The organism is Weizmannia sp. FSL W8-0401 (genome assembly GCF_038009125.1).
Classification (GTDB): Bacteria; Bacillota; Bacilli; order Bacillales; family Bacillaceae_C; genus Weizmannia; species Weizmannia coagulans.
The window spans coordinates 2,392,376-2,418,726 of sequence record NZ_JBBPAG010000001.1 but is presented as its reverse complement, the minus strand read 5'-3'; the positions used below and the strand labels follow the sequence as shown (position 1 = coordinate 2,418,726).

Here is a 26,351-nt window from a genome sequence, read left to right as displayed (position 1 = left end):
CTTTGCTATAATATAACCATTAAGTAAACCTTACTTGTATTGGCTTACTTAAATGGGTGAAATCCTCGTCTGTTAAAATACGTGTCCGAAACGATTCCAACAGATTTGAGGATTTTTCTTTTGCCGTTTTTTTGAGTGCTTTTAAGATTGACGAACCTTTTTCAAACAGCTGTCTAATAATATCTGTTATTTGAACTAATAAATAATGATTTTTCATGGCTGTGTAGTTTTGGCTATTGGCATGTTCTATATTGTAACGATTATTTTTTTGTTCGTTAAATCCTTGATTTTCAATCTTCCAGCGGCTTCTTCCTGCAGCGATGAGTCGTTCCACGTTCTTTTTCGTGATTTTAATATCCGTTATAAATACATACTCTTTCGATTTCCCATCCTCTGTTTTCATTGTGGCCTCCATCAGATTGACCGTTCTGTCTTTGTAGGCAATATCATTCACCCAAACTAATGAATTCTGATCCTTACTTTGTTCCAGCTCTTTTATTGCCTTAAACTCCGTCGAGATACTTTTAATTCTCCCTTCCTTAAATCTGCATATATATTTCCATTTGTGCGCCCTGCACAGATTAAATACCGTTTCACATGCATAGAGACTATCTCCCAAGATACAAATCGGTAGTCTTTTAAATATTTTTTTTATTTTCTTTGCCAGCCTGTCGAAGGCTTTTAATTCACAATCTTGCTTAGAAACATTTTCTGATTCATTTTCGATAAATTCGGAGGCAATACTGAAGACCATATCCCCCACGACAAGCTTGGCTTCAAGTACATGGTGCATATAAAGTACGTTCGTTTCTCCTGTTTCTTTATTTGTATATGCCCGTCTCAGGCAGTGTTTACAATGTTTCTCATGAAAGGTGTGTAATCCAGTTCCATCAATGATGACACCCCAGTACTTTCCTTCAATTCGATAAGACTCGAGAGACCTTTTTTTCAATAATTCTTTAATCATATACGTTCTAATTTTTTCTAATTCATTTACATCTAAGCCAGATAAAAAGTCGTTAATTGTATCATAATGTGGAAGTTCTTCAAGAGAATCTAAGCCTAACACCTTCCCTACATTTTTAATACATTCTTCTTTATTAAAACTCTCACTCATGTTTCTCATGGATTTTAGGCCGGTCATATTTTTCAACATCATCGTAAATAAAAGGACCTCTGGACCATAAGTGATATAGCTTTGATGTCGGTGGTCTGCTACCTTTTTTAGGTTATTCATCAGGTCTTTGAAAAAATGCTTCTGAATTTTAAGGAACTCGAAAAAATAATTTGCTTCTTTTTCACGATTTCTTTTTTCTTTTCTAGTAACCAAAATAAAAACCCCCTCAAAACAGCCAAGTTTAATTAGGGCTTGCTGAACGAATCAAATTTTAGCTTGTATTCGACTTGTCACTAAGCCATGCCAAAATATTCGTCCAGCAAGCTCTAATTATTTAAATTATTACATATTTAGCCGCATTTTTGGGGGGGAATAGTTAAATTATCACGAAAAATTTTTACTCCTCAGAGCTGCCCTGATCCTAATTGATTTTGACATGAAAAATTTTATTTCATTTTATAACGTTCGTTTTTCCGGATTATGCGGGTATGCTGGGGCAAAAGTTCAATGGGCCATCAAAGAAAATGTCCGGACACTTACCGGGAAAAAGTAGTCTTGCACATGGTGAATGAAAAGATGGTCCAACCGGTACGGCCTCATGGGGATCGAGCGTTATTACGCAGCAATACTCCTTATCATGTTCTACTACTTAATCCTTTGAATATGTATAAATTGAGACACGAATACGATGGAGGATTCGGCTATGCACTATTATTATGGGAATCAAATGCCTTTGCGTGTGCTGGATGAGGCTGAGTTTTGGAAACACCAGGAAGAAGAACATACGATTGTGATCCGGGAGCTTGTTAGAAATCTCGAACAAAAGTATGTGGAGGCATTACAAGAATGGGAAAACGCTTTTTCAAAGGCACATCATCGCGTGATAAGGTATATTGAAACGGTCAAGTTTCTCAAGCACTCTACCAAGATATTTTGCAACTAACCCAATTTTGCTTACAGCAGAGTGAACAATTTATCCGGTTTTGTCGCACGCTTATGGAAGCAAGTGAACCGATCAGCACAAACCCGACAGCTAAAGTGGTGTTGAACCATATTATTGTGAATCAGAATATTTTATAGGTGTAGCCCAGACATTTTGTACCAGCCGTAATTCCAAGCTTAGTTTAAAGAAGCTTTAACACCCTGTTCATCCATTTTCAGCGCGAGGGTGTTTTTATCTTGCGCCCCAGCCCCCTTCTTCACACGATTGAAGGAGGGTACCTCATGATGGTAGGCTGAAAACTTTTTTCTTTTACTCTTCTCTTTTCCCCACCAACTGCACACGACTCGCGGATATCTTTTTTTTAACCAGATATGTAGAACGAACAAAAAAGAGCGCATACCGGTGGTCGGGGGGTCGAAAACATCCTTTAAACCTTTAAGTTAACAAGAATTTTGTTTACCTCTGCACAAAATTTGTGGAAAAAATTTTCGAAAGCCATCACAAATGTCCCCTTTTCTCTTATAGACATTTTTGATAAAATTAAGTTATTGGTTGAAGAATACTAAATGTAGGAGTGACGGCAATGCTTTTGTTTTTTGGTAAGTTTATCTTGCTTTATTTGTTCCTTTCAATTGCATTTGCCTTATTCAAAGTGCTGTATTACAATATCGGCAAAAAATTCGTTTCGAAGACGGCTGAAGGAACCATATTGCATTGGGCTTTAAGTGTTTTTGTTAAAAACGGTACGAAAATGGATAGTAATGATTACTTTGTTATGGCTGTCTTGGCGGCTTTATTTACGATTTACTTATGAGCCTCTGCCAAAATAAAAAATTCCCCTTAAACGAGGCATTGGAAAATTAATGATCCCGTTTTTTTTGCTTTTCTTCCAGATTTTCAAATTCAACAGAAATAAAATGGGCATTTTTCTCCAAAAAAGGGCATACGTATCCTGCCTTCACAAAATGGGTGTTTTTTTCAATGCCCTTTGTGGAAAGGAGATGCTATATTGAACTTATTCACATATCCACCTGTGAATAACTTAATTCGCTCTTTGTAGTCGATGGCGTGTCCATCCACAATTGGCCTTTCCTGTTTGATGGTACGCCATATTTGCCATGATATGCATAGATATCATACATCGATCTACATGCGCTTCAACTGCCTGTTTTCCACGCTTGTGAACACGACGGAGACTGTATCCGTCTTTTAGAATGCCAAAGATTCGTTCGATGATCGTTCTGGCACTATATAACATTTCAAATGTACGCCCATGTTGGGGCAACTCGACATCTACTTGAGGAGCTTGATCGAAGTCTATCCGAAATACTCTTCCTTGTGCTGCTCTATTACAACATTCCACGTGATTCGCCAGCGGGCAGGTGAGTCCTTCTTGTTTGGCATTTGGATGGAATACAGGACAAGTGTAAATATATTGCCCCTTTTCCCGATCTGATCCCCTAAGTTCCATTTTATGTTCACTGATACAGACGGGTATACCATACCGATTGATTTTTTCAATTCCCCGGGCGGCAGTTGGTTTATCTTTACGGTTCCGTGGGTTGATGGGTGCCACCAATTTCGCCTGTAATACATCCTTTGTCACTTTTTGATTTTCCGGCGTTTGGTAGATTCCATCTGCCAAGATAAAGTCCAACTGCTCAACCATCTCGGGGTTCTCCGCCTTAAACGTCTCCAATGTCGTTTCTAATGTTTTCCCATCAGGTGTATTTCCTTTGAATACTTCCCGCGTCAAAGGCAAGCCGGATTTCACCCCGCATACCATTGATAATTTATGCGCAATATAGGAGACTGCAGTACTTTTACGCATTACCCCCGCGTTATCATCCGTAAGAATTCTAGGGCAATCGCAATCCCCTTCGCAAGAACACGTCTTTCTTGTTTTATTCAACGTTGCTTCTGCCTCTATATGTGATGTATCCACGGCGGCTGCTTCCTCAACCGTTTCAACCACGCCTTCCCCTGTATTATATTCAACCACCAATAGCCGGGCTTTTTCCCAAAGATCATTTGTTGTCATGATTTGATCAAAGCGAGCAAAGGAACGGTAACTCGGAATTTTCTCCGTAAAACCACACATGGCGGCAAATAGCGGGTTTGATTTCACTTGTAAATAGACACTCTCAACCATCACTTCAATATATTGTAAAGGGGCCCGTTCAAAAGCACGAAAAAAGGGCATGAAATGATGTGGTTTTCTCCCTGCGGGAGAGGGATGAAATAATGGAGACGCAGACTTATCTTCTTCCTCGGGTATTGAAAATAGTGCTGGCTGGATTTCATCAGAATGATTATGTGCTCTTTCATTTTTTAAGTGCAAGTATAAAAGGGTATAGTAATCTCGTTCAACCGGTTTAAAAATCTCCCATGGAAAACACACGGCTGGAATGACAAAGGGTATATCAGCATAGTCTTGCCAATTGTGGGGAATCAAATTTGTATGTGTAAAATTTTACTCGAAGGGCAGATGGGTGGAAAAAAATGGGAAGACGCTCTATCATTTAAATGTACGCTTGTGGGCGAATACATTTAGAAAGAGGTCTTCCTATGGATATTATATCAATAATTGCTAGATTATTAAAGGATACAAAAAGTCTTATTGAATTTGAAGAACAAGTTAAAATTCTGATCCAGAATGCCTTTACGCAATGGGTTGGGGAAATATTTGAGACGTTAGATAAAACAATTAAGCAAAAAAAGCTGGAGGATGGCTGGGAGTACTGCCGGAGTGATAACAGAAGCATTCAGTTTTTATTTGGAAATGTGACCTTTAAACGTTCACTAATGCATGACCAGAAAGGGAATTCACATTATCCTCTGGATGAATGGTTAGGGCTTTTACCATACCAACGATACAGCCCGTTAGTGGAGTTAAAGGTGGCAGAGTTGGCAAGTGAGAACACCTATCGGGAGGTAGCTGATATTTTAAAAGAATGGACAGCAGTGAGCCTTAGTCACACAACTGTAGGGAACATGGTGAAACACGTAGGGAAAACGCAAGCTGAAGCCGACAAGGCACTTGTAGAAGAGCTAGAAATAGCTGATTCACTACCTGAGGGAAAGAAGGTAGATTACCTGTTTTCCGAAGCTGATGGTATATTCGTCCGGGGACTAGAAAAGAAACAGGGTTTGGAAGTCCACCACGCCATTCTCTATGAAGGATGGGAAACCAATGGCAAAAGAGTCTCTCTACACCATCCCGTTGTTATCATGACGACGAAATCCATCCAGACATTTTGGGATGAAGTCCAAGCTGTAGCAGCCAACACCTATTCCCTAGAAAAAGCTCGTGTCATTACAAATAGTGATGGAGGTGCGGGGTACACAGCTGAACGGTTTCAAACAGCATTCTCACAGTCGGAATTTCCGGTGCTCAACCAGCTGGATACCTACCACGTTGCACAAGCCATCGTAAGGACATTCGGGGGCGGAAAGAGCGAGATCAAAGAGCAAATTAGAAAAGCGATTAGAACGCATGACCTAGACCAATTCACATTGTATTTGGATACGCATGAAAGCACATTGACGGATGAAAAGAGCCTTAAGAAAGTCAAGGAGTTTCGTTCGTACATCCTAAAAAACTGGGACCGCATTTTTGACTGGAGGGACAAGGTAGAGAACGTACCGGAAGGTGCGAGAGGCCTGGGGGCAATGGAATCAAATCAAAGGCATATCTCATTCAGAATGAAGAAAAGGGGGATGCATTGGAGTAAAGCTGGCGCCGAAGCCATGGTAAAGGTGAAACAGGGCATGCTTAACGGGACATTGCAGGAAACCTATCTGAAACACCGTTCAAGAAGCGCGAGAAAGCAACGGAGCTTGCAACAATCCATCAGGATGTCTCAACTATTCAAGCAGCCTGTACGCCCGTCAGTGGGCGTAAAGCACGGATCAGTTGCCCTGCATTCAAGCAGTTCATCGGCAATGGGACATTTAAGCAAAATATTAGAGCTTTCGTTTTAAGCTTGGCTCAGTGGGGACTGATCGTTGAGGCGCGCGAAATTTACGAGACTCCTGCGGGAAAAGCGAGCCAGGAGAGACCCCGCAGCGAGGTACGAGCGAGGAGGCTCGCCGGCCGCCCGCGGAAAGCGAGTGAATTTCGCGCGCCTCAACATCCCCGTTATCCATCTTTATACGGAAATATTACATCTTTTCCGAAAATTACACCGAGCAAGTAAAGCACGGTAGCCGAAAGTGTACAAAAAGAGTGTCTTGGAATACCCGATATTTAAACCTTGTCGAGAAAAACTTGACACATACCCCTTATGATGAAGAAAAAAATGCTTTATGGAACGAAATGCTCGTTCAAAACGGGGTCCGGGTGAAAGAAATGAAGGCCGTGCTGCCGGCGCTTGAAGATTTGTTTTTGGAACTGACAGGGGGCAGGAAAAAATGATCCAACTCATATACAATGAACAGCTGAAGCTTTGGAAGAAAAAGCGGATTCTTGTCATTATCTTGATTATCGCCTGCCTTGTTCCCATTTTTACCTACGCGCAGTACAAAGAATCGAAAGCGCTGCAGGAAAAAATCGGGACAACCGACTGGCGGGTTAAGCTCCAGAAACAAATTGTCGATACGCAAAACCGGCTCGGATCGGCAAGCCTTTCTGATGATTTTAAAAAATATTTGCGTATCACATTGAGTCAGGAACAATATTATCTCAACCACAACATCAATCCGAACGCGCCGGGTGCCCCGACGTTTATGCGGGTATTTATTGAAAATGCGATCGGCATGCTTTTGCCGCTGTTCGTCATGGTGGCGGCAAGCGATATCGTGTCTGCTGAGGCGGGCAGCGGGACAATCAAATTATTGCTGACGCGCCCTGTGAAAAGATGGCGCATCCTGCTTAGCAAGTACATTGCCATGCTGCTGTCCGTTTCGTTTATTTTGCTGTGCACTGCCGTATTCACCTATGGTATTTCCGGACTGGTATTCGGCTACCACGGCTGGAACATGCCCATACTTACCGGTTTTACGATAAAAGGGGACGAGCTCCTTACATCACATGTGCATGCTGTTTCGCAATGGAAATATTTGCTCATGGCGTTTGGCCTTGCCTGGTTTGTCGGCGTCGTTTCAGGCAGCCTCACATTTATGCTTTCTGTCTTGTTGCGCAGCACGGCCGCCGTAATGGGGATTATGCTGTCCTCATTGATTGCCGGCGCCATTTTGACCAATATGGTATCGGCATGGCCAAGCGCAAAATATTTGTTTATGGTGAATTTGCAGCTGACAAATTATCTCAATGGTACAAGCCCGCCTGTTGCAGGCATGACGCTCGGATTTTCGGTTGCTGTGCTGCTTGTGTGGCTTTTTCTCTCGCTCGTGGTTTCTTTTGTTGTGTTTACAAAACGGGATGTTTATTAAGAAAAACGGAATTCCGCCAATTTCCGGTAAAATTTTTTCGCTGCATTAATACAATGATAAAGCAGGATTTTTTACGGGGCAGCACGAATTTCGTATGATAAGCAAAGGGGGAGATGCTGTGTTTCAACGGTTTGTCGTTGGGATGGGGATTGCTGTGTTTATGTTTATTGCAGGTGTCACTTATTTTTACTTTAACAAAGGAGAAGCGATTGCAACGGAGGCAGCACCTTCGAAAAAACCGGCTGCAGAGGAAGAGACGGCTGCAAAAGCGGTTATACAGGAAAGCTTCTGCCAGAAGACGCCTGAGCGCAAACTTTCGGCATACAAAAGCATGAGCGAAGAAGCATTGGTGCAGGAAGTACATAATATGACGCATCAAAAAGTGGCGGCAAATGAAAAATGGGGAGCTTCCGAAATCACAAAAGAAAAGGTGGACGCCCTGTATTCGGCAATTAGCAATCAAACTTTTGCGGATACAGAACTGCAGGATATGCTGCTCGGTATATTAAAACCGTGGAAAAAAGGCGATTTCAGCAATGCGGTGAAGGCCCATAATGAGATTTGGGCCTACCAGAAAGGCAACATCGGAAAAGCGGAGCGGCGGCTGACGCCTTCTGAAGAAGCGGCATATATTAAGGAAAATTTCAAATGACATCAGGAAGTGGAAACGGTGAAAATTTTAGGTATATCCGGCTCGCTTACCGGTGAGAAGACCTCCATTGGTGTATATGAGGTGCTTATGGCAATTAAAGCGGAAGATCCGGAAGCGGAAACTGAACTGCTCGATTTAAAAGATTATGAAGTGGAGTTTGCAAGAGGGTTTCCACTTTCTTATTACAATGATGATACGATTGCGGCCGTTAATAAAATGCTTGAAGCGGATATCCTTGTTTTTGGCTCGCCAATTTATCAGGCGTCCATTACAGGCGCTTTGAAAAATTTGCTCGACCATTTGCACCGCGATGCTTTTCAGTCCAAAGTATGCGGCATTGTGATGAACGGCGGCTCGGACAAACATTTTCTTGTTGCTGAATACCAGCTGAAACCGGTGTTAACCTTTTTAAAGGCCACCTGTGCGGTCCGCAATGTTTTTATCCACAATGATGATTTTAATGAGGACAATGAAATCATCAATGCCGATATCCAGGCACGCATCCGAAAGCTTGCGCAGGAACTGTTGCAATTGGGAAAAGCTTTCTCCGGAGGCAATCCTGGAAATTTGGGATGATGCACTTTTGCAGCATGGTGCTGCAGCCGTTGCGCGCGGGCGGTAGCGTATCATCAGCGAAGCTTAGCGCAGGCGTGCTTAAAGCGAAGGAAGGCGCCGGATATTTTTGCCGCTATCTTGCCGCATGCATGCAGCACCAGCAGAAGGATGAAAAATTCGGGCAATTTTTTAGGATAGACAGAAGGCGAACACTTTTCCACGCTTTCTGAACGTTGTATCGTTCTTTAGGAAGAATAAAAAAAGCGCCGGCGGGCAGCCGGCACTTTTTTACTGCAATTCCCTTTTCAAAATCTGTTCTGCATGTGCAACTTGTTCTTTTGTCGGCGGTTCGACACCTTTGAGGGGATAGTCGATGCCGAGCGCCTCGTATTTGTAGACGCCTAACTTATGGTACGGAAGGATTTCGATTTTTTCGACGTTTGGCAGCGAATGGATAAAATCAGATGTTTTTTGCAAATCTTCTTCAGAATCGACGCCGGGAACGAGCACATGGCGGATCCAGACTGGAATATGCTTGTCAGCGAGATACCCGGCGAAATCGAGAATATGCTCATTTGACATGCCGGTGAGCCATTTATGCTTTTCCGGGTCAATATGCTTGATGTCCAATAATACAAGATTTGTATATTTCATCAATTCATCCAGTTTTTCCATAAACCGGGAACTGCGCGAGAAACATCCGCCTGCTGTGTCAATGGCAGTATGGACGCCAATTTCTTTGCACGCTTTAAACAATTCGATCAGAAAATCGAGGTGCAAAAGCGGTTCGCCGCCGCTCACTGTAATGCCGCCGTGGGAAGCTTCAATAAAAGGCAGGTAATCGCGCACATCGCTCATAATCTCTTCGACGCTCATTTCATTGCCTTCATTGATTTTCCACGTATCCGGGTTATGGCAAAATTTGCAGCGCAGCGGGCAGCCTTGCGTAAATACGACATAGCGGATGCCGGGCCCATCGACCGTGCCAAATGATTCAGTGGAATGAATGCGCGTTGTCATGTTCATCTCAATCAAATCCTTCTATATAGATTCCCCATAAGTTAAGTGTTAAATAGGGGGGGAGGGGGCATGCAGGCGCATGCCGCCCGAATCAGTTTACATCATTTCATGGAACGTCCGGTTAATGACTTCAAGCTGTTGTTCCCTTGTCAATTTGATGAAGTTTACCGCATATCCCGATACACGGATCGTCAATTGCGGATATTTTTCCGGATGATCCATCGCATCCAGCAATGTTTCGCGATGCAGGACGTTGACGTTTAAGTGGTGCGCTTTTTTCGCCATATAGCCATCCAGCATGCCGTCCAGGTTGGAGACCTGCGTTTCTTCTTCGTGTCCGAGCGCTTCCGGGACAATCGAGAAAGTGTTGGAAATGCCGTCAAGCGAATATTTATAAGGCAGTTTCGCAACAGATGTCAACGATGCGACTGCGCCGTGCGAATCGCGGCCATGCATCGGGTTTGCACCAGGTGCGAACGGTTCGCCTGCTTTCCGGCCGTCCGGAGTGCTTCCTGTTTTCTTGCCGTATACAACATTCGATGTAATCGTCAAGATCGAAGAAGTATGGACAGCGTTCCGGTAAGTCGGATATTTTTGCAGTTTTTGCATAAACGATTTGACGAGATTGACGGCAATTTGGTCGACACGGTCATCGTTGTTGCCGTATTTCGGGTAATCGCCTTCGACTTCATAGTCAATGGCAAGGCCGTCTTCGTCACGGATGACTTTTACTTTCGCGTATTTGATAGCGCTTAGAGAGTCGGCCGCAACAGACAAGCCGGCAACGCCGCAAGCCATCGTGCGCAGTACATTGCGATCATGCAATGCCATTTCAAGCCGTTCGTAGCTGTATTTGTCATGCATATAATGGATGATGTTCAAAGCATTGATATAAACGCCTGCAAGCCAGTCAAGCATCCGGTCGTATTTTTCCATGACTTCATCGTAATTGAGATATTCCGATGTGATCGGCTGGAACGGAGGTGCGACTTGCATTTTATACCGTTCATCAACGCCGCCGTTAATCGCATACAGCAAAGCTTTTGCCAGGTTGGCACGGGCGCCGAAGAATTGCATTTGTTTGCCGATCCGCATCGCCGATACACAGCAGGCAATGCCGTAATCATCGCCGTATTCTTCACGCATTAAGTCGTCGTTTTCGTACTGGATGGCGCTCGTCTTGATCGACATTTTCGCGCAATATTGTTTCCATTTATCCGGCAGTTTCGTCGACCAGAGCACGGTCAGGTTCGGTTCCGGCGCAGGGCCGAGGTTGTCGAGCGTGTTCAGGAAGCGGAACGAGTTTTTCGTAACGAGCGTACGGCCGTCCAAAGCCATACCGCCGATCGATTCTGTTACCCATGTCGGGTCGCCGCTGAACAGTTCATTATATTCTTCCGTCCGTGCAAATTTGACGAGGCGGAGTTTCATGACAAAGTGGTCGACGAGTTCTTGTGCTTCCCGTTCAGTCAAGACGCCGTTTTTCAAATCTCTTTCAATATAAATGTCAAGGAAAGAGGATGTGCGCCCAAGGCTCATGGCCGCGCCGTTTTGTTCCTTAATGGCAGCCAGATACGCGAAATACAGCCATTGGAAAGCTTCTCGTGCGTTTGAAGCCGGTTCGGAAATATCGAATCCGTAGCTTTGTGCCATTTGTTTCAATTCCTGCAATGCGCGGATTTGTTCCGAATGTTCTTCGCGTTCGCGGATGACTTCTTCTGTCATCAAGCCGCAGCCGATTAAGTCAAGATCTTTTTTCTTTTGTTCAATTAAATAATCTACCCCGTAAAGTGCAACGCGCCGGTAGTCGCCGATAATGCGGCCGCGACCGTAAGCATCCGGAAGGCCGGTTACAATGCCGGCATGCCGTGCAGCTTTGATTTCCGGCGTGTAGGCATCGAATACACCCTGGTTATGGGTTTTCCGCCATTCTGTAAAAATATGTTTGATTTCCGGATCAATTTCATATCCGTAAGATTTTAAGGCGCTTTCTGCCATCCGGATTCCGCCAAACGGCATCATCGAACGTTTGAACGGTTTATCGGTTTGGAAACCGACAATTTTTTCAAGTTCTTTGTTTAAATACCCCGGGCCATGCGATGTAATGGTGGATACAATTTTCGTATCCATATCCAGGACGCCACCTTTTTCGCGTTCCTGTTTCGACAGTTCCATGACCTGGTCCCATAATTTTAAAGTGGCTTCAGTCGGACCGGCAAGGAAGCTTTCATCGCCTTCGTAAGGGGTTACATTTTTCAAAATAAAGTCCCTTACGTCGATTTCTTTTTGCCAGTTTCCTCCTTTAAAGCCTTCCCATTGTTTTTTGGAGAGCGGTGCTTTTGTCAGCAATTGTTCAGTCATTTTAAATTGGCCTCCTTTAAGCCTATTAATGAGCTGCCTTCAGAATTGGATGTTTGTTTGTTAAATAGTGAACATTTCTTATTACGCTTTCATTTTAGCACGGGCGATTTTAAAAAGATAGTGATAGCGTTCACATTTTAGGGCCGGAAAATGCAGTTGTCAAAGAATGTTCAAAACATTTGGCCGTATATATATAATAGAAAAATGCGATGAAAGCGTGTTATAACACAAATTGATCAGTTTTTCATATGATTATTTTTCTTGAGGAGAGTTTGTGATTTGGTAACATGCTCAATATTTCACAAAATCGACACAGCCAGATGAAAACGGTTGCGGTATATTTTTCGTGTAAGCTTGAATTTTTTGCTTACATTTATAAGCTGGATCATGGTATTCCCCCCTATATGACATCCATTTTTTTAACTTTAAGCGCTGATGCAATTAGAATGGCAACTTCTAAAACGAGTAAAATAAATATACTGTAATGAATATTTAAATCGTCTGTATATAAGCTATTCACTTTGCCTAAATTTTGTTTGAAACCCATTCCGTAATTACTAAGGGATAAATAATAAATATACTTTGGCAGCCCTTTTTCACTAATTGAAATGCAGGAAAAAACGATATAAATATTGACGATCAGAAACGCAATGCGGGAATTTAAAAACATTTTCAAAAGAGACTGGAGGCTGATGATAACATAGATCATCAAAAAATAACTGAATAGCAATATTCCCATTCCATTATTTACATTCACTTGCCCCCAAAAAACCCTGATCAAATTGATAAGGCACTGGCAGCCAATGAACACCAGTAATGATAGCTGTCAAAAGCCCCTTCCTGTGTAATCGCTTCATAAACGTTCAAAATATATACAAACACAAACAGGGAAAAAGGGGATATGATAGAAAGGCAGTTGTTTGTGATGTTTTTCACAATTTAACATTTTTCAGTTGGAGATGGTGTTTATGTACGAGGCCGTTGAATCTGTTGTTCAAATGGCGTTAAATAAGAAAAAATATCTGGAAGAATCCCTGCTTCGTTATGTGACAAAAGCAGTGTTGGCAAGTATGTTTATCGGTTTTGCCATTATTATTTGTTACCGTCTTGCCGAGCCATTTTTTGATGCGAAGTCTCCGGTTACTTCCTTTATGGCTTCCATATTTTTCGGTGCAGCGCTCGTGCTTATTATGTTTGGCGGCGGCGAGCTATTTACCGGCAATACGATGATGATGACGATGAGCACGGTAAAAAAAGCGACAACTTGGAAAGATGCGCTCACAAACTGGGTGGCAACGTATGCCGGAAATTTGATGGGGGCGGCGATTTTCGCGCTGTTTATCCATTACAGCGGACTCTATGCGGATTCGGATAACAGCCAGTTTTTAATGTCGGTTGTGGGCGGAAAAATCAGCCTGACAACAGCCCAAATGTTTTTCCGTTCGATCCTTTGTAACTGGCTTGTTTGTTTAGGGTTCTGGGTTCCGATAAACGTAAAGGGGGACGGGGCTAAAATCGCTTCGATGATGCTGCTCGTGTTTGGCTTCGTCATTTCAGGCTACGAACACAGCATTGCCAATATGGTGCTGTTCGCGCTCGCACTTGCTGCCCCGCACCCGGATACGATTACACTCGTTGGCATTTTGCACAACCTCGGCGTGGTAACGCTCGGAAATATGATTGGCGGCGGCGTCTTTGTCGGTGCCATGTACGCCTTCTTAACGTCAAAGAAAAAAGAAAAGGTGCCGGTTGCTGTTGTGGACACACACACCGTATCCCCTTTTTCTGCTGAAAAAATCAAGTAATATTAAAAAGAGCTGCCTTTTATTCAGGCAGCTCTTTTTAATATGGGATTAACCGCTCCGGCCCGTCAGCTTTGGATCAGCTGCAGGAATTGCTTGGTCCGTGCGTTTTTTGGATGATGGAACACTTCTTCCGGTTTGCCTTGCTCCAGGATGACGCCGCCATCCATAAATATCACCTTGTCCGCAACTTCGCGGGCAAACCGCATTTCGTGTGTCACAACGGCCATTGTCATGCCTTCTTCAGCAAGCTCCTTCATCACATTCAGCACGCCGCTTACCAGTTCCGGATCCAGTGCGGATGTCGGTTCGTCAAACAGCATCACTTCCGGCTCCATTGCAAGCGCTCTCGCAATCCCGGCGCGCTGCTGCTGGCCGCCGGAAAGGCTTGCTGGATACGCCTCTTTTTTATCAAGCAGGCCCACCTTTTCCAGCAGCATTTCCGCTTTTTTTACTGCATCCTGGCGGTTTTCCTTTTTTACAATGACCGGCCCCTCAATCACGTTTTCGAGAACCGTTTTATGCGGGAAAAGATTGTACTGTTGGAAAACCATGCCGGATTTTTGCCGCAAAGCTGCGAGTTCTTTTTTACCGGGATGCTGGGAAAAGTCAACGGATACATCATCGATCTGTATCCTGCCTTGATTTGGAATTTCAAGGGCATTCATACAGCGGAGCAGCGTGGTTTTGCCGGAACCGGACGGGCCGATGATGACGATCACTTTCCCTTTTTCAATGGTTAAGTCAATGCCTTTCAGCACTTCAAGGTTGCCGAATTGTTTATGTAACCCTTCTATTCGAATCATACAGGTCCCTCCTTACTTGCTGATGTATTTATCAAAACGGCCTTCCAATTTTTGCTGGATTATTGAGAGAATCAAACAAATCACTCAGTACAAAAAGGCGGCTTCGACATACAGCAGCATATATTGATAGGGTGGTGGAGGCAATTTCCTGTGCTTTACGGAACAGATCGGCCACCAAAATTAAGGAAGCAAGAGATGTATCTTTTACAAGGCTGATAAACGTATTGGAAAGCGGCGGCACCGATACGCGGACAGCCTGCGGGAGCACAATTCTTCTTAAAGCCTGCGCATAGTTCATCCCGATCGAATACGCTGCTTCCCATTGCTCCTTTGGAATCGATAAAATCGCTGCCCTGATCACTTCTGATGCATATGCGCCGACATTGAGCGAAAAGCCGATAATGGCGGCCGGAAAAGAACCAATGGTAACATGCACAGACGGCAGCCCGTAAAAAATGATAAATAATTGCACAAGCAACGGGGTTCCGCGGATTGCTGAGACATAGATTCGGGCAATCCATTCCAGTATTTTAATGCCGGAAATCCGTGCCAGCGCCGTGGCGAGTGCCAGCACAAGACCGATACAGAAAGTGATGATCGTTAATGGAATCGTATAATGCAAAGCTCCCTTCAGCATCGACAGAAGGGAACTTTGCACCAAATGCAGCTGGTCGCTGCTGATAAACGCAAGGTTATTGGGAAACATCTTCACCAAACCATTTCTTTGAAATTTTTGTTAACGTGCCGTCTTTTTTCATATCTTTCAAAGCATCATTTACTTTGTCTGTCAGTTTCCCTGAATGTTTCCGGAACAAAAAAGCGGATTTGCTTGCCTCGTTTGCTGTAGCGGCAACTTTAATGGCAGCATTCGGTTTTTGTTTTTTGTAGTCCAGATAGGTCAGGGAATCATTGACGGTGGCATCCACACGGTTTGAAGTCAAAAGCTGGACCGCTTGGTAAAAACCTTCCACACTTACGATATTGGCGCCATTTTTCTTGGCAATATCAGCATAGTTACTTGTAAGCGACTGGGCTGATTTTTTGCCTTTTAAATCAGCGAAGGACTTGATGTTCGTGTTGTCTTTGCGGACAAGGACAACGGCTTTTGAAATCGTATAGGGTGTTGATAAGTCATATTTTTTCTGGCGGTCTGCGCGGATCCCGACCTGGTTTGCGATCATATCAAACCGTTTGGAATTGAGCCCGGCAAACATGGCATCCCACTGGGTTTCTTTAAATTCGGCTTTTAATCCGAGCCGTTTTGCGACTTCTTTCGCCACATCGATATCATAGCCTGTTAATTTCCCGTTTTTATGGAAAGAAAATGGCGGGTACGTTCCTTCTGTTCCGATCAAAAGGACGCCTTTTGATTTGATCTGGCCGTATAAGTCATTGGATTTTGAAGCCTGCTGGTTGTCCGAATTTTTTCCGCATGCCGTTAAAGCAAACAGCAAGCTGAACACGGCCAGCCATTTGATGTATTTTCTCATGTTGCCAACTCCCTTTCATGATTTTTGCAGTCTATGCCTATGCTTTATCCAGCATTTTGTGTTGTAAACAAAGGGGTAAAAAATATCCAGAAAAAAGGCTTTGTATCGTAAAATGGGTTAGCGGCAGAAAGGGGGGATAAAGCAGAACCGGCTTGAAAAAAAGCCGGCAGTTTTTCAAGATGTTTGAGCGGACGGTCAGCGGATATTGATGAGCAGATAAAGAAACCAGACGGCGTGATGCTGTTCGTCTTCCGCCGCTTTAAGAAACGCCTGCTCCATGGCAGGGTTATTTGCGGAACGCGCCAATTCCCTGTAAAAATCGACCGTATTTTGTTCGTCTTCCACGGCAAATTCAAGCCCTCCTTTGTAAGTGGAAGGGCAGGCTTCGCTGATTTGCGGCTGTGGCCTTCTGCCTGTGAGGTTCGTGTAAAACTGCGAAAATGTCTGGAAATGGCGGATCTCATCATCCCGGATTTCCATAATGATGTTCCGGGCTTCAGCCGACGGGGCTCTTCTTGCGATTTGCTCGTAGCAGGCGATGGCGCTGTATTCGCCATTTATTGCCCGGATCAGATGGGCGAGCCATACTGCCTGCTGGTTCCCGGCGTCAGGCTGTGTGTTTCTCAAACCGGCATGATTATCAAACGGATGGACAAACATTGGATTCCCTCCTCACTTTCAACCGGTATATCGTATGACGGGCAAAAGCGGATCGTTACGATTTTTTCTCATCCATCCGGCGGACAATGTTTAAAAATTTTCCCGAAATGTTTTATAATAGAAATGTCTATGCCAGATTTCCGTCATATTTTTTAAGAAAAGGAGTAAAGAAATGGAAAAAGTACTTGTTTTCGGCCATAAAAACCCGGATACGGATGCGATTTGTTCAGCGATTGCGTATGCAGAGTTAAAAACAAAATTAGGTGTTGATGCGGAGGCGGTCCGGTTAGGAGAATTGAGCAATGAAACGAAATTCGTATTGGAAACATTCCACAGGGAAGCCCCGCGCCTTGTCCAAACGGTTGCAAACGAAGTGGAAAATGTCATTCTCGTAGACCATAATGAACGCCAGCAAAGCGCGGACGACATTGGCAGCGTGCGTATCCTTGAAGTCATTGACCACCATCGCATCGCCAATTTTGAAACGAGCGACCCGCTCTATTACCGTGCGGAACCGGTCGGCTGCACAGCAACCATTCTAAAGAAACTTTACAAAGAGAACGGTGTGGAAATCAGCAAAGAAACAGCCGGATTAATGCTTTCTGCGATCATCTCCGACTCGCTTTTGTTCAAATCCCCGACTTGCACGGAAGAAGATGTGAAGGCGGCGAAAGAACTGGCTGAAATTGCCGGTGTGGATGCAGATACATACGGCCTTGAAATGCTGAAAGCCGGCGCGGATTTAAGTGACAAAACGGTGGAACAGCTGATTACCCTTGACTCCAAAGAATTTGATATGGCCGGCCATAAAGTGATGATCGCCCAGGTAAATGCCGTTGATACAAATGACGTGCTCGTGAAACAGGCGGAGATTGAACAGGCGATCCAGGCGCAGATTGCAGACAGAGGGCTTGATTTGTTCCTGTTTGTTGTAACAGATATTTTAACAAACGATTCCGCCGCGCTTGCACTCGGCAAATCGGCGGATATTGTGGAAAAAGCCTTTCATGTCAAGCTGGAAAACCACACGGCCACTTTAAAAGGCGTTGTATCGCGGAAAAAACAAATTGTTCCGGTCTTAACCAAAGCCTTTCAGGGCTGAAAAAAGCCGGTGCCGGCACATGGCACCGGCTTTTTTTAACCCGGAGGAAAGGAACGGGGCTTTCAGATCCCCGTATGTTCCTGGGGATTATGCTGTATTTTTAAATTCTTGCTTGCGGAATACCTGCTGTTACCGAATATGGTACCGGTTTTTTCAACCCATGGGAAAGGAACTGGATTTTAACGGCTTTCCGAAAGAAGTCTCCCATCCTCAAGGAATGTGAAGGTGCGAATAGCACCAATGGGTAGGTGGGAGATGAATTTCGGTTGGCTTTAGCCAAAGTTATTTTTCCAATCCTTTTCTCAACAATTCTAAGATTGCGGCTGTTCTAGTTGGAATCCCATTTTCTTTTTTTTCGTTGGCTAGTAAAAGCAACGATAAGTCGAGAAGCCCCCACTTCAATCAAACCGTAAGGTTGATAAGTGGAGGGTAGTTCACAATACCCGTTTGTATGGATATTGTGCCGTGTATTTCGAATTTCCATGGACCAGATTTTTTACCACCCGGGACCGGAACAGGGCTTTCGGATATCCGTATGTTCCGTATAAGGAAGCGGACTGTTTTACAGCTTCGGGAACAGGCCGTGGATGCCGCTTGCGATCATTTGAACCGCCATGACGGCAAGAATCAGCCCCATCAGCCTCGTTATAATGTTAAGGCCGCTTTGCCCGAGTTTGGAAATAATCGAAGATGAATAATAAAACAATACAAAGGTTAAAGCAAGCACAATCGTATAGCCGACTAAAACACTTGCCAAATTTGGCAGGGAATGGGAAGACGTTTGCGCCATGACGGTTGCGATCGTCCCGGGCCCGGCCAGGATCGGAAGGGCAAGCGGTGTAACGGAAATGTCATCTCGCGCTTCGACTTCTTTCCGCTCATTCGGATGCGGGCTTTGCGATCTTGCATTTTTAGCGTGCAGCAGGCTGTAGGCAATCCCGAAGATTAATATCCCCCCTGCAACGCGAAACGCATGAATCGTAATTCCGAAGACCTCGAACAATAATTTTCCAATCAAAAGAAAAACCGTTAATATGATAAAAGAAACAATGACCGCTTTGCGGGCGGTTTTCCGTTTATCCTTTAAGGAATATCCGCCAGTTAATGAAATGAAGATCGGAATATTCCCGATCGGATTCATCACTGCAAAAAAACCGAGCGTAAGTTTTATGATTTCGCCGAACAATTTCCACCCCCCTTTCCGTTTACTTTCTATAGCATTACCCTGTTGGCGGAAAATGTAACAAGGGCCAACGGTTTTTAGATCGGATCCCGCGTTTGAACGGGCGCCTTTACAGAAGCGGATGTCTTTAATATAATGTTCATATCGTTTTGATGTATGCAAGAAAGAGCGCAGTGTTTCACCCGGAAAGCGGGGGAGGATACCTGCGTTTTTGTTGTGACCATCATTTTTACATTTGCATGATGGCGCTTTTTACAATGGGCAACAAGCAGCAATACTTATTTGTTTTTTATATAGATTGTTTGTTTTTTGGGAGGTGAATTATGGATACGGCCGAATTGAAAAAAGAAATCATTGCCTTCAGCAAAAAGATCGGGATCGATAAAATCGGTTTTGCCTCTCCGGATCCGTTTACGGAGCTGAAGCAGCGCCTTATCCGCCAGCAGGAACTCGGCTACCAGTCCGGTTTTGAGGAAAAAGATATTGAAAAAAGGGTGAATCCTTCTTTGATTTTTGATTCGCCCCAGTCGATTATTGCCGTTGCGCTCGCCTATCCGTCAAAAATCAAAGATCCGCCGAAAGGGAAAAAAGGCGCACGCCGTGGGATCTTTTGCCGGGCTTCATGGGGGGAGGACTATCACACCATTTTAAGGGACAAGCTTTCGAAACTGGAAGATTTTCTTAAAGAAAAAGTGGAAGGAGCCCGCTGCAAATCAATGGTCGATACAGGGGAACTCTCCGACCGGGCGGTAGCCGAGAGGGCCGGCATAGGCTGGAGCGGAAAAAATTGTTCGATCATCACACCGGAATTTGGTTCCTATGTGTACTTAGGCGAAATGATTACCAATATTCCGTTTGAACCGGATACGCCTGTCGAGGACCAGTGCGGGGACTGCCGGAAATGCCTGGACGTCTGCCCGACCGGCGCGCTTGTTTCTGCCGGGCAGCTCAATGCGAAACGGTGCATCAGCTTTTTAACGCAGACAAAAGATTACCTGCCGGATGAGTTTAAAGGGAAGATCGGCAACCGCGTGTACGGTTGTGATTCGTGCCAGACCATCTGTCCGAAAAACAAAGGGATGGATTTTCATTTTCATGAGGAAATGGAGCCGGAACCGGAAACGGCCAAACCTCTTCTGGAACCGATTCTCCGCCTCAGCAACCGCGCGTTTAAAGAACGGTTCGGTCATATGGCAGGATCGTGGCGCGGGAAAAAGCCGATCCAGCGAAATGCGATAATCGCGCTCGCCCATTTTAAGGAAGAAAGCGCGGTACCGGAACTGATCCGGATTTTGCAGGAAGATCCGCGCCCGGTTATTCGCGGGACGGCTGGCTGGGCGCTTGGGAAAATCGGCGGGGAAGAAGCAAAAGCGGCACTTCTTTCCGCACGCGAACAGGAAGAAGATCCGGATGCCCGCAATGAAATCGAAAAAGGCCTTGCCTTTTTCGAATAGCCCATGCCGCAGTGAACGCGGCACCAGCAGGAGAATAAAAACCAGCCGGCGCATATTTTTAGGATAGACAGTGATGCTGTTTCTTTTGGTGGATGCGGGTGAAAATCCGTTGCTGCGTTAAGAAAGCCCGGGGACCGTTCCTTCGGCTGCCGCTTTTTATGTGCCAAAAGCAGAGCCAACGCAAATTTTCAGCAAAACAAAAGAGCCATTGCGCTTTCAAACTAATTTCCCCCGTTTTTTCATCATATAGTGATGAAGAGAGGGGGTTTTCTGATTGAAAGAACAAATCCAGGCACATCTTGAAAACAGGCTTGCCCACTTTACCGGGCGTGGAACAGAGCGGGAATTTGAAGACATTGAACGAAAAAAGACGGGGCTTTCAAATCGGGATGCCCGGATTGTAAAGGTGAAAGCGGAAGCAAAAGTAACCCGGGCTGACCAGGAGGGAAGCCACAACTTTCTTTATTATACGGTGCACATGCAATATATGATCAAACAAAAAGCGGCTTTTTACATCGAAGAAGCAGTGGAGGAAAGAAAAGCATCTTTTTATGATGGAAGGCTTTATGAAGATGAAGAACTTGTGCCGGATATTCCGGAATGGCGCGGCCCTCAGCCGGATGATAAAGAGCAGAAAGCTGTTTCATCCGGCGGCGAACGGATCGCATATGTGTATGACCGCATGAAAGCTGTCCAGTATGCGGAAAAGTGGTGGAACCGTTTTAATCCGACTTACAAATCGTTCACGGATGACTGCACGAACTTTATCTCGCAATGCCTTCACGCCGGCGGGGCACCGATGCGCGGATACCCGGACAGGGCAAAGGGCTGGTGGATGATGCACAATAATTGGAGTTACAGCTGGACGGTTGCGCACTCGTTTAAGACATACCTGCAGTATTCTAAAACCGGTTTGCGCGCAAAGGAAGTTTCGTCCCCGCAGGAGCTGAAGTACGGCGACGTTATTTGTATCGATTTCCAGGGGGACGGCCGGTTTGACCATACGCTCATTGTCACAGGCTATGATTATTACGGCATGCCGCTTGTGAATGCCCATACGACCAATAGCCGCAAACGGTACTGGACATATGAAGACTCTTCCGCCTATACGCCGAATATCCGGTACAAGTTTTTTACCATTGAAGATGACAGTTGAGAAACGTGTTATAATAAGTCCCGAGGTGACAAATGTTGAGCTTGCATGTTGTATTGTACCAGCCGGAAATTCCCGCCAACACAGGCAATATTGCACGCACTTGCGCGGGGACCGGGACAACGCTCCATCTGATCCGCCCGCTCGGCTTTTCAACGGATGATAAAATGCTGAAAAGAGCCGGGCTGGATTATTGGAAGCATGTGAATATTGTCTATTATGATTCACTGGAAGAATTTTTTGAAAAAAATGCGGACGGCGAGATTTACTACATTGAGACGTTTGGCGAAAAGCCGTTTACGGATTTTGACTTCAGCGATCCGGACAAAAATTTATATTTCATGTTCGGCCGGGAAACCTCGGGGCTGCCGAATGACTTGATTGAAAAAAATAAGGACCGCTGCCTGCGTATCCCGATGACAGACAAAGTGCGGTCGCTTAACCTTTCCAATACTGCCGCCATCCTTGTGTATGAAGCATTGCGGCAGCAGCATTATCCGGGATTAAAATGACAAAGGGCCGGGCTGGTTTATCTCCCGGCCTTTCGTTTGCGGAAAAGCTCCAATGCCGAAAATGGTTCGGGAACATCCGGCCTTTTGCCCATGGAAGATGCCCGATACAAAAAAATCTTTCGAACGTTAAGCTTGCACTTAATACTCCGGTTCTTGCTCGCGAAAGTTTTCCCCTTTTTCTTCGTATCCGGCCGTAAAAATGGCAGACAGGAATGAAATCGCTACCAATATAATAAGGAACGTTTTCAATTGGACATTCCCCCTGTTTTTCCTTCTTTGAACCCCATTATAGCCCATTTCACTGAAAGATGCACCTATTTTCAATTTTTGAACGTATCGGTTTCATCAGGATCCACCGGCTCTAAACCAAGTTTTCCCATCTCTGTCTTTCGCCGCCATCCGATGTCCTCCCGCTCCGAATGAGGTTGTCTCTTTTTATCATGTTCCCTCGCTTGGGGGCATAGATTATATAAACGTCTCTTCAACAAGACTAAGGGGAGGTACGAAATGGATATTCTGAGGAAACTCACAAACTACCGTGAAGAAGAGGAAAAACTGAGATGGGAAGGAACGTTCAGGGATTATCTTGACTTGCTGAAAGAAAAGCCATGGGTTGCACAATCCGCTCATTCCCGAGTTTACAATATGATTAAGGATGCCGGTGTGGAGGAAGTAGACGGAGTAAAAAAATACCGTTTTTTCAGCCATCAATTATTCGGTTTGGAAGAGGCGCTTGAAAAATTGGTGGAAGAATATTTCCACCCGGCTGCGAAAAGGCTGGATGTCAGAAAACGGATTTTATTATTGATGGGACCTGTAAGCGGCGGGAAATCCACGCTTGTGACGATGTTAAAACGGGGCCTTGAAGCGTATTCGCGGACTGAACAGGGTGCTGTTTTTGCCATCAAAGGCTGCCCGATGCATGAAGATCCGCTCCACTTGATTCCGCAACATTTGCGGGCGGATTTTTACGGGGAATACGGCATCCGGATTGAAGGTAATTTGTCCCCTTTGAATATGCTGCGGCTAGAGGAAGAGTATGGCGGAAGGATTGAAGACGTGCTCGTTGAAAGGGTCTTTTTTTCCGAAGACAAGCGCACGGGGATCGGCACATTCAGCCCGTCGGATCCGAAATCGCAGGATATCGCGGATCTGACCGGCAGCATTGATTTTTCGACCATTGCTGAGTACGGTTCCGAATCGGATCCGCGCGCTTACCGCTTCGACGGCGAACTGAACAAGGCCAACCGCGGCATTATGGAATTTCAGGAAATGCTCAAATGCGATGAGAAATTTCTCTGGCACTTGTTGTCGCTGACGCAGGAAGGAAATTTCAAAGCAGGCCGGTTTGCGCTGATTTCTGCCGATGAATTGATCATCGCGCACACGAATGAGACTGAATACCGCTCTTTTATTGCCAATAAGAAAAACGAAGCTCTGCACTCGCGGATTATTGTCATGCCGGTTCCGTATAACTTGCGGGTAACCGAGGAAGAGAAAATTTATGAAAAAATGATCCGGGAAAGCGACGTGGCGGATATTCATATTGCTCCGCATACGCTGAAAGTTGCGGCCATGTTCACTATTTTAACAAGGCTGCGCGAACCGAAGCGGGCGGATATCGATTTGCTCAAGAAAATGCGCTTGTATGACGGGATGGCAGTAGAGGGGTACAATTCACAGGATGTAAAGGAACTGAAAAATGAATATCAGGATGAAGGCATGTTCGGGATTGATCCGCGCTATGTCATCAACCGTATTTCCTCTACGATCATCAAAAAAGAAATGAAATCCATCAATGCCCTCGATGTGCTTCTGTCTTTGAAGGAAGGGCTTGACCAGCATCCGTCGATTACCCCGGAATTGAAAGAGAAGTATTTGAATTTCATTTCTTTAGCGCGGAAAGAATACGATGAAATTGCCAAAAAAGAAGTGCAGAAAGCATTTGTATATTCGTATGAAGAGTCGGCGAAAACGCTGATGGACAATTATCTCGACAATGTAGAAGCATTCTGCAACAAAGTGAAGCTGCATGATCCTTTGACAGGAGAAGAAATTAACCCGGATGAAAAACTGATGCGGTCGATCGAAGAACAGATCGGCATTTCGGAAAATGCAAAGAAAGCGTTCCGGGAGGAAATTCTCATCCGCATTTCGGCTTATGCGAGGAAAGGGAAACGGTTTGATTATAATTCACACGACCGTCTCCGTGAAGCGATCCAGAAAAAATTGTTTGCGGATTTAAAAGACGTTGTCAAGATTACAACATCTACAAAAACGCCGGATGAACAACAGTTGAAGAAAATCAATGAAGTGGTGGCACGTTTAATTGATGATTACGGCTATAACTCCACATCGGCCAATGAACTGCTGCGCTATGTCGGGAGCTTGCTGAACCGGTAATCCGGCAGCCGGGCGATATCAGCCCGGTTTTTTCTTACCCGGTAGTGGCCTGTTTTTCAAAGAAAAATGTCAAATATTCTGCTTTATTGCATAAGATGATGTAATCTTAAATGTTATAATCCAATCTGGTTTTTAAACGCCAAAATAGCATATGAATTGATTTCCGGTATGGTGACGGCGCAAGCATTTTCAAAAAAGGGAGGATGAGCATGGATAAACAGGATCAGAAGCATTTTGTTCTTTCACAGGAAGACTGGTCGCTCCACCGCAAAGGGCATGATGACCAGGTCCGCCATCAGGAAAAGGTCCAGGAAGCCATCCGCAACAATCTGCCCGACTTAATTACAGAAGAAAGCATTATCATGTCAGACGGCCGGGATGTTGTCAAAATACCGATCCGGTCATTGGACGAATATAAAATCCGCTATAATTATGATAAAAATAAACATGTCGGCCAGGGGCAGGGCGATTCCAAAGTCGGGGATATCATTGCACGCGACGGTTCCCCGCAGGAAGGCCCGGGCAAAGGCCAGGGAGCAGGCGACCAGCCGGGAGAAGACTATTATGAAGCGGAAGTATCTCTGATGGAGATCGAGGAAGCATTGTTCAGCCAATTGGAACTGCCGAATCTTCAAAGGAAAGAGCGGGATGAGAACACAGTTGAAGCGATTGAATTTAACGATATCCGAAAGACGGGGCTGATGGGCAATATCGATAAAAAACGGACGATGATGTCGGCGTTTAAAAGAAATGCGATGAATGGCAAACCGGCCTTTCACCCGATCGTGCCGGAAGATCTCAAATTCCGCACATGGAATGAAGTGGAAAAACCGGAATCAAAAGCGGTTGTCCTTGCGATGATGGATACAAGTGGAAGTATGGGGATATGGGAAAAGTATATGGCGCGCAGCTTTTTCTTCTGGATGACGCGTTTTTTGCGGACGAAATACGAGACCGTGGAAATTGAATTTATCGCCCACCATACAGAGGCAAAAGTTGTATCGGAGGAAGATTTCTTTTCAAAAGGGGAGTCCGGCGGCACCATCTGTTCATCGGCTTACCGGAAAGCACTCAGCCTGATCAATGAAAAATATGACCCGTACCGCTTTAATATTTATCCTTTCCATTTCTCGGACGGCGACAACCTGACATCAGACAATGCGCGCTGCGTGAAACTTGTCCAGGAAATCATGAAAGTCTCGAATATGTTCTACTACGGGGAAGTGAACCAGTACAACCGCCACAGCACGCTCATGTCGGCCTATAAAAATATTAAAGATGAAAAATTTAAATATTACGTGCTGAAGCAAAAAGCGGATGTATTCCATGCGATGAAAAGCTTTTTTTCAAAGGAAGCGGACAAAGCTTTGGCATAAGAAAAAAGGGGCTGCACAACGGCTGGTGCGGGCCCCTTTTTTGCGGGTGCTGAAACATGGATGATTCGCCTGAGTCGGTATGCGCCGCGCGCTGTGAGCTCATAAGTTTTCTACCCATATCTTATATTTAAGGATGCCATCTTCCCGAAATTCTTCTGTATGAACAAGGTATGTTACATCCGGTAATCCACATAGAGCGTAGGAAAGGACACTTGCAACTTTCAAATCAGGCGTAATGAATCCTCTTCCTTCCCCCATATCACTAACACTAGAGAATCCTACTTCCTCAGCTTCCCAAAATGTATCATAAATTCTGTCATCTATTGTCCATTCCATAGGGATATCTCCTTTCCTTCATGCTATGGCCG

The 26,351-nt window shown here is 44.9% G+C and carries 23 protein-coding genes and 2 pseudogenes; 14 read left to right on the top strand and 11 right to left on the bottom strand.

Going from position 1 to position 26,351, the window contains the following annotated elements; genetic code table 11:
- Nucleotides 1-19: 19 nt before the first annotated feature.
- Nucleotides 20-1,330, bottom strand: a complete 1,311-nt coding sequence (locus tag NSU00_RS11910) for a transposase family protein (protein ID WP_013858128.1) — start codon at nt 1,328-1,330, stop codon at nt 20-22.
- A gap of 490 nt (nt 1,331-1,820) precedes the next feature.
- On the opposite strand from NSU00_RS11910, the pseudogene NSU00_RS11905 reads away from it, so the two are divergent.
- A pseudogene (locus NSU00_RS11905) lies at nt 1,821-2,256 on the top strand (DUF2935 domain-containing protein).
- A 387-nt stretch (nt 2,257-2,643) separates the two neighbouring features.
- Nucleotides 2,644-2,874: a hypothetical protein gene (locus tag NSU00_RS11900; RefSeq protein ID WP_237348429.1), complete on the top strand. Its 231-nt coding sequence runs from the start codon at nt 2,644-2,646 to the stop codon at nt 2,872-2,874.
- A 228-nt stretch (nt 2,875-3,102) separates the two neighbouring features.
- On the opposite strand, the gene NSU00_RS11895 is transcribed toward NSU00_RS11900, so the two are convergent.
- Nucleotides 3,103-4,263: a transposase gene (locus NSU00_RS11895; RefSeq protein ID WP_340703716.1), complete on the bottom strand. Its 1,161-nt coding sequence runs from the start codon at nt 4,261-4,263 to the stop codon at nt 3,103-3,105.
- 365 nt (nt 4,264-4,628) lie between these two features.
- On the opposite strand from NSU00_RS11895, the gene NSU00_RS11890 reads away from it, so the two are divergent.
- The 5 genes from NSU00_RS11890 to NSU00_RS11870 all read left to right on the top strand — a co-directional run bounded on the left by NSU00_RS11890 (nt 4,629) and on the right by NSU00_RS11870 (nt 8,682).
- Nucleotides 4,629-6,044: an ISLre2 family transposase gene (locus NSU00_RS11890; RefSeq protein ID WP_265115626.1), complete on the top strand. Its 1,416-nt coding sequence runs from the start codon at nt 4,629-4,631 to the stop codon at nt 6,042-6,044.
- A 244-nt stretch (nt 6,045-6,288) separates the two neighbouring features.
- On the top strand, nt 6,289-6,477 hold the full coding sequence (locus NSU00_RS11885; protein WP_340703715.1) for a hypothetical protein: 189 nt from the start codon (nt 6,289-6,291) through the stop codon (nt 6,475-6,477).
- Entirely contained in the window at nt 6,474-7,454 is a 981-nt protein-coding gene (locus NSU00_RS11880; protein WP_035189491.1) for an ABC transporter permease subunit, read from the top strand. Before NSU00_RS11885 ends, NSU00_RS11880 begins: the two co-directional genes overlap by 4 nt.
- Nucleotides 7,455-7,572: 118 nt before the next feature.
- Nucleotides 7,573-8,106: a DUF6241 domain-containing protein gene (locus NSU00_RS11875; RefSeq protein ID WP_017551797.1), complete on the top strand. Its 534-nt coding sequence runs from the start codon at nt 7,573-7,575 to the stop codon at nt 8,104-8,106.
- An 18-nt stretch (nt 8,107-8,124) separates the two neighbouring features.
- The gene (locus NSU00_RS11870) at nt 8,125-8,682 is read left to right on the top strand and encodes an NADPH-dependent FMN reductase (protein ID WP_340702870.1); all 558 of its coding nucleotides are present in this window, start codon (nt 8,125-8,127) and stop codon (nt 8,680-8,682) included.
- Between the two features lie 267 nt (nt 8,683-8,949).
- Here NSU00_RS11870 and pflA read toward each other — a convergent pair whose 3' ends face one another.
- The 3 genes from pflA to NSU00_RS16080 form a co-directional block, all read right to left on the bottom strand.
- Nucleotides 8,950-9,687 (bottom strand): pyruvate formate-lyase-activating protein, encoded by a 738-nt coding sequence (gene pflA, locus NSU00_RS11865; protein ID WP_340702869.1) that lies wholly within the window; start codon nt 9,685-9,687, stop codon nt 8,950-8,952.
- Nucleotides 9,688-9,777: 90 nt separating this feature from the next.
- Nucleotides 9,778-12,042 (bottom strand): formate C-acetyltransferase, encoded by a 2,265-nt coding sequence (pflB, locus tag NSU00_RS11860; RefSeq protein WP_340703714.1) that lies wholly within the window; start codon nt 12,040-12,042, stop codon nt 9,778-9,780.
- Between the two features lie 400 nt (nt 12,043-12,442).
- Nucleotides 12,443-12,853 carry a DUF2705 family protein gene (locus NSU00_RS16080; protein ID WP_367587342.1) on the bottom strand — a complete coding sequence of 137 codons (411 nt, stop codon included), beginning with the start codon at nt 12,851-12,853 and terminating at the stop codon, nt 12,443-12,445.
- A 157-nt stretch (nt 12,854-13,010) separates the two neighbouring features.
- Here NSU00_RS16080 and NSU00_RS11855 point away from each other — a divergent pair, with 157 nt between their 5' ends.
- The gene (locus tag NSU00_RS11855; protein WP_013860230.1) at nt 13,011-13,847 is read left to right on the top strand and encodes a formate/nitrite transporter family protein; all 837 of its coding nucleotides are present in this window, start codon (nt 13,011-13,013) and stop codon (nt 13,845-13,847) included.
- A gap of 65 nt (nt 13,848-13,912) precedes the next feature.
- Here the strand turns inward: NSU00_RS11855 and NSU00_RS11850 are convergent, their stop codons facing one another.
- The 4 genes and pseudogenes from NSU00_RS11850 to NSU00_RS11835 all read right to left on the bottom strand — a co-directional run bounded on the left by NSU00_RS11850 (nt 13,913) and on the right by NSU00_RS11835 (nt 16,800).
- On the bottom strand, nt 13,913-14,650 hold the full coding sequence (locus tag NSU00_RS11850) for an amino acid ABC transporter ATP-binding protein (RefSeq protein ID WP_328193474.1): 738 nt from the start codon (nt 14,648-14,650) through the stop codon (nt 13,913-13,915).
- 12 nt (nt 14,651-14,662) lie between these two features.
- Nucleotides 14,663-15,356: pseudogene (locus NSU00_RS11845) on the bottom strand (amino acid ABC transporter permease).
- Nucleotides 15,343-16,140: an amino acid ABC transporter substrate-binding protein gene (locus NSU00_RS11840; RefSeq protein ID WP_340703713.1), complete on the bottom strand. Its 798-nt coding sequence runs from the start codon at nt 16,138-16,140 to the stop codon at nt 15,343-15,345. The pseudogene NSU00_RS11845 and the gene NSU00_RS11840 overlap by 14 nt, the downstream one beginning before the upstream one ends.
- Before the next feature lie 195 nt (nt 16,141-16,335).
- Nucleotides 16,336-16,800, bottom strand: coding sequence for a ferritin-like domain-containing protein (locus NSU00_RS11835; protein ID WP_258921196.1), 465 nt, complete (start codon nt 16,798-16,800; stop codon nt 16,336-16,338).
- A 172-nt stretch (nt 16,801-16,972) separates the two neighbouring features.
- Between NSU00_RS11835 and NSU00_RS11830 the strand changes: the two genes are divergently transcribed.
- Entirely contained in the window at nt 16,973-17,902 is a 930-nt protein-coding gene (locus NSU00_RS11830) for a manganese-dependent inorganic pyrophosphatase (protein ID WP_118498921.1), read from the top strand.
- 562 nt (nt 17,903-18,464) lie between these two features.
- On the opposite strand, the gene NSU00_RS11825 is transcribed toward NSU00_RS11830, so the two are convergent.
- A complete protein-coding gene (locus tag NSU00_RS11825; RefSeq protein ID WP_017554411.1) occupies nt 18,465-19,088 on the bottom strand; it encodes a MarC family protein in 624 nt (207 codons plus the stop codon).
- A gap of 320 nt (nt 19,089-19,408) precedes the next feature.
- On the opposite strand from NSU00_RS11825, the gene queG reads away from it, so the two are divergent.
- The 5 genes from queG to yhbH all read left to right on the top strand — a co-directional run bounded on the left by queG (nt 19,409) and on the right by yhbH (nt 25,983).
- The gene (gene queG, locus NSU00_RS11820) at nt 19,409-20,539 is read left to right on the top strand and encodes a tRNA epoxyqueuosine(34) reductase QueG (RefSeq protein ID WP_340702864.1); all 1,131 of its coding nucleotides are present in this window, start codon (nt 19,409-19,411) and stop codon (nt 20,537-20,539) included.
- Nucleotides 20,540-20,813: 274 nt separating this feature from the next.
- Nucleotides 20,814-21,695, top strand: coding sequence for an amidase domain-containing protein (locus tag NSU00_RS11815; protein WP_340702863.1), 882 nt, complete (start codon nt 20,814-20,816; stop codon nt 21,693-21,695).
- Between the two features lie 35 nt (nt 21,696-21,730).
- Nucleotides 21,731-22,204, top strand: a complete 474-nt coding sequence (gene trmL / locus NSU00_RS11810) for a tRNA (uridine(34)/cytosine(34)/5-carboxymethylaminomethyluridine(34)-2'-O)-methyltransferase TrmL (protein ID WP_026104866.1) — start codon at nt 21,731-21,733, stop codon at nt 22,202-22,204.
- 507 nt (nt 22,205-22,711) lie between these two features.
- The gene (locus NSU00_RS11805) at nt 22,712-24,607 is read left to right on the top strand and encodes a PrkA family serine protein kinase (RefSeq protein ID WP_017554414.1); all 1,896 of its coding nucleotides are present in this window, start codon (nt 22,712-22,714) and stop codon (nt 24,605-24,607) included.
- Nucleotides 24,608-24,816: 209 nt separating this feature from the next.
- Nucleotides 24,817-25,983: a sporulation protein YhbH gene (gene yhbH, locus NSU00_RS11800; RefSeq protein WP_013860219.1), complete on the top strand. Its 1,167-nt coding sequence runs from the start codon at nt 24,817-24,819 to the stop codon at nt 25,981-25,983.
- Nucleotides 25,984-26,082: 99 nt separating this feature from the next.
- Here yhbH and NSU00_RS11795 read toward each other — a convergent pair whose 3' ends face one another.
- The gene (locus NSU00_RS11795; RefSeq protein ID WP_061566479.1) at nt 26,083-26,319 is read right to left on the bottom strand and encodes a hypothetical protein; all 237 of its coding nucleotides are present in this window, start codon (nt 26,317-26,319) and stop codon (nt 26,083-26,085) included.
- Nucleotides 26,320-26,351 lie beyond the last annotated feature (32 nt).